Raw genomic sequence first — 10,567 nt, 5'->3', positions numbered from 1 at the left:
TTTCCTCCACGAGGTGATGACGCAGTTCGCCGCCCTCGCACGCACGCGTGACGACCACCCTACCGCCGAACGGTATGCCCTCGAAGCCGGCCGGCTTCGGGGTCACATCGCGGACCACGGCTGGGACGGCGAGTGGTACCGCCGCGCGTACTTCGACGACGGCACGCCGCTCGGGTCCGCGGAAAACGACGAATGTCAGATCGATGCCATCGCGCAGAGCTGGTCCGTGCTCTCGGGCGCCGGCTCCCGCGAGCGGTCCGCCCGCGCCATGGCAAGCGTCGATCGCCGCCTCGTCCGCCGCGACGCGCGACTCATCCAGTTACTCGATCCGCCCTTCGACACCTCGGACCTCGACCCCGGGTACATCAAGGGCTACGTCCCAGGCGTACGCGAAAATGGAGGGCAATACACCCACAGCGCGATCTGGACGGTGATGGCCACGGCTGCCATGGGAGACACGGAAAAGGCGTGGGAACTGTTCGCGCTCATCAACCCGATCACCCACGGAAACACCCCCGCCGCGATCGCCCGCTACCGGGTGGAGCCGTACGTCGTCGCGGCCGATGTCTACGCCGTCGAGCCACACGTAGGACGGGGAGGATGGACCTGGTACACCGGCTCCGCCGGCTGGATGTACCGCCTGATCGTCGAGTCGCTGCTCGGGGTACACCTGGAAGTCGACACCCTGCAATTCGCTCCCTCGATGCCATCGGAGTGGCAGTCGTTCCGCGTCCATTACCGCTACCGCGAAACGTTCTACCACATCGAGGTCCGCCGCCTTGGCGATGGGCACGCCGTTCAGCACGTCGTGCTGGATGGCAAGACCCTGCCAGGCGCCGGCCTGCCGCTGGTCGACGACCGCGTGGATCATCACGCCGAGGTAACGATCGGCTGAGAACGGCGCTTCCCCTCGCCTTTACGCGTACTCAACGAAGCGGTACGCGCATGGTTGACGGCCAACCGCTATAGACCGGTGTTGCTCACCAGCGGAAACCGCTCCGGATGGCGGATCGCTTCCAGAGACAGGTCGACATCCAACGCCGGCCAGAAAAGATGATTCGACGAGACCAGATCAACCCCCGTAATCTGACTGATCGTGGCCTCCTTGAACCAGGGAAATTGCTCAAATGGCAGGAAGAGCTCTTCCTCGCCAATAAGGAGCCAGAATCCGTGCGCGGACACATTGGTCACCTCAACCACCGAAGTGTTGATTCCACGCTCTTCGAATTTCATCTTGTCTGTCCGTAATGATCTCCTGGATCTTTTTCAACTGCCAGACGGGAAACCCCTCATTTCTGGCAAGTGATATCTCAGGTTCGAGCCAAAACTTGGCTTCACCTTCTTCCCCATGGACGTGTACATGCGCACGCGGTTCCTCTCTTGAAAAGAAGTAGAAGCGTAATCCATGCAACCGAAATACTGTCGGGCTCATCTTGCACTCCTATGACTGGATTGGAATGCAGGATTCTAATCAATGATAGTGACAGTGCTGTGTCATAACCAATAGCTGCTTGTCCCTCATCCCCTCACCCGCAGCACCACCCGTTTGTACCGCGTCAACGCCGGCGTCCCGCCGTCCGTTACTTCAAGGATGATGTGGGCGATCCCCTCGGCGCATGCCCTGTTCGTGGCCAGCCAGTTCGGCCGGCACGCCGCCGTCGGCGTCACCACGGCGCATGCGGTGTTGGCGCCGGCGATAGACACGGCGGCCATGCCCTGCCCCGGTGTGTAGCCGGCCTCGAGGTAGTGGAACCAGCGGTAGCGGAGTGGATGCGCATCCGGATCGCTCGTCGGCCGGGCGTCCAGCACGACCTCCTCGCCGACACGGGCGTCGAGGTATAGCGGCGCGGCGCCGAGGGCGGAGTTGATGACGATGGCCGGCGGATGGTTCGCCCGCGTGAACGGCTGGACGGACCAGTCCATGCGCGCCGCGAAATCGTTCTGGTAGGCCGCCCGCCACCGCCAGATTGTCGCGTGGTCGGAGATATAGGTCTTCCCATCGACGCCCACCACTTCATCTTGTGACGTGACGCGGCTGGTCAGGTCGCCGCCCTGCGACCAGATCGGGTGCGTCTCGCCATGCGGCTGCGTCCAGATGTAGCGCCCGCTCCACCCGCCCCAGCTCGGATTGCGGTAGCTGTTCAGGCCGTTGTTCGTCAGCCCGAGGTACGCCGGCGTGTCTCCCTCCATGATATAATCAAAGCGGAGGTAGTGCGCGCCGAGAGGGCCCTTCGCCCGGATGTGGGTCTCTAGCCAGGCGTTCGAGATGAGCGTCGAGTCCGCCCCGGCGCCGTTGCGGTAGAAGATATCGCCGGCGATGCCCGTCCACGTCGCGTAGTAGTACGCGCTCGCATCCTGCGGCGAGGGCTCTACGATGTAAAACAGCCCGGGGAATTCGCGGCGGATCCAGGAGCCGGCGTCGTCCTGATCGGAGATCGAATAGACGCGGAGCTTTCGCACGAAGGCCTCCACCTGCTCGGGCGTGCGGGTCTCGCGGAGCGTCAACAGCGCCTGCGCCAGCGTGTTCGCCCCGCCCCAGACACTCACCCACAGCGGCCGGTTGTCGGGTTTGTCGCCGGCCCGAATCAGCGCCTCGGCGCCGGCGCTCAACTGGTCGGATCCAACGGCGGCCATTCCATACGCCGGCTGCCCGGAAACTACCAGCGCATCGAGCGCGGCCGCCTCGGGCCAGCCCGGGGCGTGCAGCAGGAGGTTCGACCGCACCTCGCCATAGGAGGCAACGATGTCCCGGATCGTGTGGGGGTTGGTCCTCGTCCGCTGCCATGTCGAGGTCGTCGCCACCAGTCCCTCGATGTCGATTTCGTTGGCGTAGACGAGGAGGCGGACCATCGACATCTGGTCGTCCGGCTCGTTGCCCATGTCGGTCAGCACAAACAGCCGCGGCCGGCCGGCGAAGGTGTCGATCGTCGCCGGGTCGTACGGCTGGGGCTGGGCGGTGGCCGGCTGGAGGATCAGGGCAAAAAGCCCCGGGAGGAATAGCCGATTAAAGAATACCTGGGAGCGCATGAGGGAATCGGGATTGCTGGTCGTGCGAAATCACACGTGTCGACCGTCACAAACTAAGGTAGCTGCACGCCGCATTCAATCGGTCATCAGCGCAAGCCGCCGCTCCGATGATGGGATATTCCCACCACCCGCTGCGTCTCCCGGGCGATCATCCAATCTTCCCGGGTATGAATGGCCAGGATACGTGCAGGAGAACCCGGCTCGGCGAGATCTGCATCCGGATCCGCCGAGGCGTTCAGATCGGCGTCGAGCACCAGACCGAGGCACTCCAGGCCGCGGCACACTTCGGACCGGAGGCCACGGGCGTTTTCACCCACGCCGGCGGTGAATACCAGGGCATCCACCCCGCCCAACTGCACCGCCAGAGCCCCCACGGCCGCCCGCACTCGATCGGCAAACAGGGTAAGCGCCAGCCGTGCCCGCGCATGTCCGGCCGTTGCCGCCGCCTCGACCTCGCGGTAATCGCCCGACACGCCCGAGACCCCGAATAAACCCGATTCCTTCTGCAACGCCCGTTCCAGCGCCTCCACCGAAATGCCGTGGGTGCGCTGAACGTAAAGCAGGATGCCGGGGTCGACCGAGCCGGAGCGGGTCCCCATCATCAACCCTTCCAGCGGGGTAAACCCCATGGTGGTCGCCACGGGTTCGCCCCCGCGAATGGCGCTCGCCGAACAGCCCTGCCCGAGATGACAGGTGACGAGCCGGAGCGTCCCCGGATCCCGACCGAGCAGCTGCGCCGCCCGCTCCGCACAATACGCGTGGCTGATGCCGTGGAATCCATACCGCCGGATCCCCCACGCGCTGTACCACGCATAAGGCAGCGGGTACACCCGGGCGCTTTCGGGGAGTCGGGCGAAGAAGGCGGTGTCGAACACCGCTACCTGGTCTATGTCCGGCAGCGCCGCCCCGGTTGCCTCGATCACGGCCACGGCGGCCGGGTTGTGGAGCGGAGCCAGGTCGTACAACCCGATCAGCCGCTCCATCACGCGGTCGTCGATACGCACGCTGGACGAGAAGTCGGGCCCGCGGTGGACCACCCGGTGCCCCACCGCTCGAATGCGCGCGTGTGAGCCATCGAGCCGGTCGATCGATGCCAGCGCTTCTCGAATCGCCGCCGGCCGGTCCGCCGGCAACTGCACGCGCTCGCCTGGCTTCCCATCCGCCATCCGCCAGACGAGCTCGGAGCCCCGGCCGTCGGTCGCCCATTCGAGCAGTCCGGCGGCCAGCGGATCACACGTGTCTGCGTCGAACAGACCCAGCTTGAGGCTGCTGGAGCCGGCATTCATCACCAGGATGCTCACGACCGTGCCTCCCAGCGCCAGTCGCGAATTTCGGGCATGTCCTCGCCGTGTTCGGCGATATATTGCTTATGTTCGATGAGTTTATCGCGCACCCATTGCTTGGTATAGGCCGCGCGGGAAGCCATCGCCGGCACCCGGTCGCACACGTCCGCCACCAGATGGTACCGATCGAGGTCGTTGAGCACGACCATGTCGAACGGCGTGGTCGTGGTGCCTTCCTCCTTGTAGCCCCGCACGTGCAGGTTGGGGTGGTTCGTGCGGCGATACGTCAGGCGATGGATGAGCCACGGATAGCCGTGGAACGCAAAAATGATCGGCTTATCGGTGGTGAAGAGCTGATCGAAGTCCGCATCCTTCAATCCGTGAGGGTGTTCGGTGGACGGCTGCAGTTTCATGAGGTTGACGACGTTGACCACGCGGATTTTCAGATCCGGCGCCATCGTGCGCAGCAGCGACACGGCCGCCAGGGTCTCCAGCGTGGGCACATCGCCGCAGCAGGCAAGCACCACGTCCGGCTCACCCCCGCGGTCGTTCGAGGCCCACTCCCAGATGCTCACGCCGGCGGTAGCGTGTTTCACGGCCTCATCCATCGAAAGCCATTGCGGCGCCTTCTGTTTGCCGGCGACGATCACGTTGACGTAGTTCCGGCTCCGCAGGCAATGGTCGGTCACAGAAAGCAGCGTGTTGGCGTCCGCCGGAAGATAGACGCGCACGACCTCGGCTTTTTTGTTGATCACGTGGTCGATGAAGCCGGGGTCCTGATGGCTGAACCCGTTGTGATCCTGCCGCCAGACGTGGGACGAGAGCAGATAATTAAGCGACGCGATGGGCCGGCGCCAGGGGATGTCGTTGCACACCTTCAGCCACTTGGCGTGCTGGTTAAACATCGAGTCGATGATGTGGATGAAGGCTTCGTAACAGTTAAAAAAGCCGTGCCGGCCCGTCAACAAGTAGCCCTCCAGCCACCCCTGGCACTGATGCTCGCTCAGCATCTCCATGACCCGGCCTTCGGGGGACAGGTGGTCGTCGGTCGGCAGCCGTTCGGCCACGAGACACCGATCGGTGACTTCGAAGATATCCCCCCAGCGGTTGGAGGCGTTTTCATCCGGACTGAAGACGCGAAAGTTGCCAGCCTCCTGGTTCATCGCCATCACATCGCGCAAGAAGCTCCCCTGCACCCGGGTCGATTCGGCGTCGACCCCGCCAGGCCGGGGCACGTCGACGGCATACGAGCGAAAATCGGGCAGCCGGAGGTTGCGAAGTAGCTCTCCACCGTTGGCGTGCGGGTTAACGCCCATCCGGCGGTCGCCGCGCGGCGCCAGTTCGGCCAGGTCGGCTCGTAGACGCCCCTCGTCGTCGAATAACTCCTCCGGCCGATAACTGCGCATCCATTGTTCGAGGATCCGGAGATGGTCCGGGTTGGTGTGCAAGGCGTCCAGCGGCACCTGGTGGCTTCGCCAGGAGCCCTCCGCCGGCCGGCCGTCGATCGTCTCCGGGCAGGTCCACCCCTTCGGCGTCCGCAGGATGATCATGGGCCAGCGCGGCCGTTCGCCGACGCCCTCGAAACGCGCGGCGTGTTGGATACGGCGAATATCGGCGAGCACAGTATCCAGCGTCTCCATCATGGCCGCATGAACGAGGTCCGGATCGTCGCCTTCCACCACGTACGGCGTGTAGCCATAGCCGCGGAAAAGCTGATCGATCTCCTCGGGGCTGATGCGCGCCAGAACGGCCGGGCCGGCAATTTTGTAGCCGTTCAGGTGCAGGATGGGCAATACGGCTCCGTCGCGAGCCGGATTGAGAAACTTGTTCGAGTGCCAGCTCGTCGCCATCGCCCCGGTCTCGGCTTCGCCGTCCCCCACCACACAGGCCACGATGAGATCGGGGTTGTCGAACGCCGCGCCATAGGCGTGGGATAGCGCATACCCCAGCTCGCCCCCTTCATGGATCGATCCGGGCACTTCCGCCGAAACGTGACTCGGAACGCCGCCTGGGAACGAGAACTGCTTGAAGAGGCGCCCCATCCCGGCCTCGTCCTGCGAAATGTCGGGATACCGCTCGCTGTAGGACCCTTCCAGATACGTTTGCGCCACAGCCGCAGGCCCTCCATGACCCGGCCCCGTGATGAAAATCATATTCAGATCATGCTCCACGATAAGCCGGTTCAGGTGGACATACATGAAGTTGAGCCCCGGCGTCGTTCCCCAATGCCCCAGCAGACGGGGCTTGATATGGTCGCGCGACAGGGGCTCGCGCAACAGTGGGTTATCGTATAGATAAATCTGCCCGACCGACAGGTAATTCGAAGCCCGCCAGTAGGCGTCTAGCTTTTGTAGCAGGGTGGATGTGGGGGGAGGATTCATCGTGTTGAGTCAGGTTTTGGCCACGAAGCTCGACTCCGTCCATCGTAATGGTACCGTCGTGGGCTGTTGGAAAGATCATTGGGTCTGGAGTAGACCCAAACGGTCTGCATTCCGAAAGGCATCAAGCGCCTGGCGTGTGTTGACTCACCTCGTCAATACATCGGGAAGCAGATGCCCTGACAGCCATCGGCTTGTCTGAGTTCCGGCAAATTGCCATTAATAAATGGCGCGTTAACGGCACAACCGCGTGGCCGGCGGCGTCCGCCGCGCGCTGGCATCGTCCGGCAGCCTCTCCATCGTCGCTGTCACACCCGGGCGATCCACACCCGACTCCGTTCCGAGAACACCGCGCGCTTCGCATCGAAGGGTCGGCCTCGCGCAGGATCTGGCGGAGCGCCAGGATCTCGGGTTTGTGCCGATGATCGAGCGCCGCGAGGAAGATGTCGGCGGACTCATTCGGTGTCGAATTTTTTCTGGCCATGGCATTGTATTCGGCCCATGAATCGTTGCCCCTACGTCACTACCCCGAACAACGCGCCGACACCGGATGTCAGACCCATGGCCAGTGCGCCCCAGAAGGTGACGCGAAACGCGGCGACGCGCGGGGAGGCACCGCCGACGCGGCCCGAAACCGCGCCAAGCAGCCCCAGAAAAACCAGCGCGCTGACGGCAACGGTCCACAACATAGCCGAAGCGGGCGATATCACGACAACCAGCAAAGGCAGCGCGGCGCCCACCGCAAACGTACCGGCCGATGCCAGGGCGGCCTGTATGGGCTTCGCCGTCGTCAATTCTGATATCCCCAACTCGTCCCGAGCGTGTGCGCCCAGTGCATCACGAGCCATCAGCTGATCGGCCACCTGCGCGGCCAGAGAGGGGTCGAGTCCGCGATCGACATAGATTGCGGCCAGTTCCTCGCGTTCGAAGGCCGTGTCGTTTGCCAGTTCTCGACGCTCCTTGTCGAGTTCGGCTTGCTCGGTATCGGATTGCGAGCTGACGGATACATACTCCCCCGCCGCCATCGACATCGCACCTGCCACGAGCCCGGCCACGCCGGCGACAAGTACGCTCTCCGCGCTGGCTTGTGAGGCAGCTACGCCGAGCACCAGGCTTGCCGTCGACACGATACCGTCGTTCGCCCCGAGCACGGCGGCGCGGAGCCAGCCGATACGGTGCATTCGATGACGTTCCGCGTGAAGCAGGATGTCCATATGCAGCGACGCGTCAGGTGGGGATGAGTGAAAATCGTGGAGTTCCGGCGAGGCGTTGACTTCATCCAACCGGTCAAATTACCCATCCGTACAAAATACCCCGAACGCCGCGGCTAAAAGCCCCTTATCCAGGAGCGTGCCTTCCTCGATCGTGGCAATGGAGACACCGCGGCGGTCGAGTACGTTGTTGCCACGAATCGTAAAGGCGTGCCGGCCGGCCGGATCCAGCACTCGATCAGCTTCCACACCTCCGATAGGCTGCCCCTGGAGATTCATCAAGACAGCGCCTTCCACCCGCCCGATCCGCTTCCTGCCGAGATTCAGGATGTATTCGCCGTCGAGGTACAACAGCGTCTGGTTAAGGGTGTTCTGGATCGCAACCATATGGGTTACCGGATGTGCGTGAGGGTCCGGCTAAACACGCGTCCGCCAGCTTCCAGCCGCACAACATACACGCCGGCCGGCAGCGCTTCGGCGTGGAAGGCCGTCTCATACACCCCGGCAGAGAGCGACTGGTCCACCAACACGGTCACGTCGCGCCCGAGCATGTCGAACACGGAGAGGCGAACGTCCGCCGGCGCCGGCAGCGCGAAACGCAGGGTCGTCGATCCCGAAAAAGGGTTCGGGTAGTTCGCGAACAGCGTCGCCTCGCGCGGGAGGGCGCCTTCGACCTCCACTAGATCCACAACCCCGAGAATCCGGGCCACCGCCGCGAACGCGTCGATCTTCCCAAATCCCCACCGGCTGTTCGGGGTATCGCCGGTGAAAGCGTCCTCGCGGGCCGTTTGCTGGAGCGCTACGCGCACATCAACAGCGCCCAGTTGTGGATTCGCCTGGAGCATGAGCGCGATGATGCCGGTCGTGACCGGCGCGGCCGCGCTGACGGCGCTCTGGAGGCCGTACATCCCGCCGGCGCCGTCGTCGCGCACGATATTGGCGCGGTCTGTCGCATAAAACGACCGCGGCGCGTACGGGGCGAAGAGCCGCTCGCCGGGCGCGCTGACCGTCACGCCGCGCCGGTCGTCCATCGTCGGCCCGATGCCGCTGCCCAGCCACAGATCGCCGATGGCGCCCTCATCACTCTCGCTGCGCGCGACCCCGTCGATGTCCGTCCAGTCGTGCCGCAACACGTACGAATTGGGGGCGATGTTCGTCTGCGAGCTCGCCATATCCCATACCGTATACCCCGGCACGACAAACGACTCAAAGCGGTTATTGACGCCTTCGAACAGGCGCGAGGGATTCAGAAACGCATCGAACCGCCCATCGATGCCCAATTTACGTTCGAGGCGTACCGTATAGTCGCCCGATGTCGCGAAGTCGATCAGGATCTCCCGCCGTGAACTGGCGGCGTCCCAGAAATCGACCGCCGTGCCGTTGTGGAAGTAGGTAAAGTCGACCGTTTGCTGCGTGTCCCGGTTGGCGTTAACCGGATAGGCATACGGCCCAAACGTCCCGCCCGGCCCGATGATCGTCACGTCGTACCGGTCCGAGCCGGGGTACCACATTTCGAACCGGAGGTTGCCTGCATCGCCCTTATGGATCAGCAGGTCGGCGGACTGCCCGGCCTGGATCAGGCCGGCGGCGTGGTTGGGCATCCCGCCGTCGTCGCTGGTGCCGGTGACAAACACCCGGCCCGGAAAGTCGTCCCCAAACCGCTCGTCGATGGCCCGCGCCCAGGCCGTCGTCCCATCCGAAGCGGCCCCGATGCTGCCAATGTTGGCGAGGGCGACAAACGGCTGGCCAGCTTCCTCGGCCTTCTGGATGACAAAATCCATCGCCGCCTCCATGTCCCGTACGTCGGCAGACTCTTCAGCCGGCTCATTGCCATGCGCCGGCGCGCCGCCGACGATCTTGACGACGATCAGGTCGGCATCCGGGGCCATGCCGGCGTACAATCCGTCGCTGGCCCGCCCGTTGCCTGCGGCGAGGCCGGCGGTCGTCGTCCCGTGCCCGAAGGCGTCGCGCGTCGCCAGCCGGATGCCACTGGTAAGCGCCGCGTTGATCTGCGCGCGGGTGTAGATCGTCCCCAACCCAAACGAATTATCCGACGCGCCGGCGCCGGTATCGTCCGTCATGTCGTAGATAAACAGGATACGCGTCGTCCCGTCCTCGTTCCGGAAATCCGGATGTTCGTAATCGATGCCTCGATCGAGGATGGCCACAATCACCCCTTCGCCCGTCATGCCCAACTCGCGATGAACACGGTCGACCCGGGTTTCGAGGCGGACTTTATCATCCAGGGAAGATATGGAAAACGCACTGAGTAACAGGGAAAGTAGGACAATCCGGAACGTCATGGGATTTTCTCAGTCGTTTTTCCAGGTGAGCTGGAATTCGATTTCTTCTTCGCCGTCGCTGCGTTCGTGTTCGATGTTAAACGTGGCGTGGGCGGGGACGTTGATCCGTTCGCCGGCGATCTGGATCGTAAACCGCTCGCCGGTTTCAAGCGCATCCGCCAGCCGGCGGAGCTTGGCGACGAATTGGGCCGTGGTGTAGGTCTTTTCGAGATCGCGGTCTTCTTTCTCAGCCATGGAAATCCTATGTTGGATGTAGATGATTTCGATCTAAGTACATTCACGTAAATCCTGTCGGATTATCGTGAGTGGTTTCAGGTTAAGGGTTCACAAACTGTTGAGATTTCTACAATCCAGGGCATCGTCAT

Annotated in this window: 10 protein-coding genes; 2 read left to right on the top strand and 8 right to left on the bottom strand. The window is 63.5% G+C overall.

The window, feature by feature from the left end; genetic code table 11:
* The coding region (locus tag SH809_15315) for a hypothetical protein (protein MDZ4701077.1) at window positions 1-895 on the top strand (895 nt) is incomplete at its 5' end.
* Between the two features lie 68 nt (window positions 896-963).
* Here the strand turns inward: SH809_15315 and SH809_15310 are convergent.
* From SH809_15310 to SH809_15295, 4 genes are all read right to left on the bottom strand, one after another.
* Window positions 964-1,233: a DUF2442 domain-containing protein gene (locus SH809_15310; protein ID MDZ4701076.1), complete on the bottom strand. Its 270-nt coding sequence runs from the start codon at window positions 1,231-1,233 to the stop codon at window positions 964-966.
* Between the two features lie 285 nt (window positions 1,234-1,518).
* On the bottom strand, window positions 1,519-3,027 hold the full coding sequence (locus tag SH809_15305; protein MDZ4701075.1) for a DUF1593 domain-containing protein: 1,509 nt from the start codon (window positions 3,025-3,027) through the stop codon (window positions 1,519-1,521).
* Between the two features lie 86 nt (window positions 3,028-3,113).
* The gene (locus SH809_15300) at window positions 3,114-4,328 is read right to left on the bottom strand and encodes an acetate/propionate family kinase (protein MDZ4701074.1); all 1,215 of its coding nucleotides are present in this window, start codon (window positions 4,326-4,328) and stop codon (window positions 3,114-3,116) included.
* Window positions 4,325-6,691, bottom strand: a complete 2,367-nt coding sequence (locus tag SH809_15295; protein ID MDZ4701073.1) for a phosphoketolase family protein — start codon at window positions 6,689-6,691, stop codon at window positions 4,325-4,327. Before SH809_15295 ends, SH809_15300 begins: the two co-directional genes overlap by 4 nt.
* Before the next feature lie 247 nt (window positions 6,692-6,938).
* Between SH809_15295 and SH809_15290 the strand changes: the two genes are divergently transcribed.
* Complete coding sequence (locus tag SH809_15290) at window positions 6,939-7,193, top strand: hypothetical protein (GenBank protein ID MDZ4701072.1); 255 nt, start codon at window positions 6,939-6,941, stop codon at window positions 7,191-7,193.
* 10 nt (window positions 7,194-7,203) lie between these two features.
* On the opposite strand, the gene SH809_15285 is transcribed toward SH809_15290, so the two are convergent.
* The 4 genes from SH809_15285 to SH809_15270 all read right to left on the bottom strand — a co-directional run bounded on the left by SH809_15285 (window position 7,204) and on the right by SH809_15270 (window position 10,436).
* Window positions 7,204-7,902: a VIT family protein gene (locus tag SH809_15285; GenBank protein MDZ4701071.1), complete on the bottom strand. Its 699-nt coding sequence runs from the start codon at window positions 7,900-7,902 to the stop codon at window positions 7,204-7,206.
* Between the two features lie 78 nt (window positions 7,903-7,980).
* The gene (locus tag SH809_15280; GenBank protein ID MDZ4701070.1) at window positions 7,981-8,286 is read right to left on the bottom strand and encodes a hypothetical protein; all 306 of its coding nucleotides are present in this window, start codon (window positions 8,284-8,286) and stop codon (window positions 7,981-7,983) included.
* A gap of 5 nt (window positions 8,287-8,291) precedes the next feature.
* Window positions 8,292-10,202 (bottom strand): S8 family serine peptidase, encoded by a 1,911-nt coding sequence (locus SH809_15275; protein MDZ4701069.1) that lies wholly within the window; start codon window positions 10,200-10,202, stop codon window positions 8,292-8,294.
* Between the two features lie 9 nt (window positions 10,203-10,211).
* A complete protein-coding gene (locus tag SH809_15270) occupies window positions 10,212-10,436 on the bottom strand; it encodes an amphi-Trp domain-containing protein (protein MDZ4701068.1) in 225 nt (74 codons plus the stop codon).
* Window positions 10,437-10,567: the final 131 nt, after the last annotated feature.

Source organism: Rhodothermales bacterium (assembly GCA_034439735.1).
Taxonomy (GTDB): domain Bacteria; phylum Bacteroidota; class Rhodothermia; order Rhodothermales; family JAHQVL01; genus JAWKNW01.
Note: the sequence above shows the minus strand (reverse complement) of the source record. Positions and strands in the feature narration are given on the sequence as shown.

Bases quoted from the DNA above. Each gene is read 5' to 3' on its own strand.
- SH809_15310 (MDZ4701076.1), bottom strand. From the start codon at position 1,233: ATGAAATTCGAAGAGCGTGGAATCAACACTTCGGTGGTTGAGGTGACC.
- SH809_15275 (MDZ4701069.1), bottom strand. From the start codon at position 10,202: ATGACGTTCCGGATTGTCCTACTTTCCCTGTTACTCAGTGCGTTTTCC.
- SH809_15285 (MDZ4701071.1), bottom strand. From the start codon at position 7,902: ATGGACATCCTGCTTCACGCGGAACGTCATCGAATGCACCGTATCGGC.
- SH809_15305 (MDZ4701075.1), bottom strand. From the start codon at position 3,027: ATGCGCTCCCAGGTATTCTTTAATCGGCTATTCCTCCCGGGGCTTTTT.
- SH809_15280 (MDZ4701070.1), bottom strand. From the start codon at position 8,286: ATGGTTGCGATCCAGAACACCCTTAACCAGACGCTGTTGTACCTCGAC.
- SH809_15295 (MDZ4701073.1), bottom strand. From the start codon at position 6,691: ATGAATCCTCCCCCCACATCCACCCTGCTACAAAAGCTAGACGCCTAC.
- SH809_15270 (MDZ4701068.1), bottom strand. From the start codon at position 10,436: ATGGCTGAGAAAGAAGACCGCGATCTCGAAAAGACCTACACCACGGCC.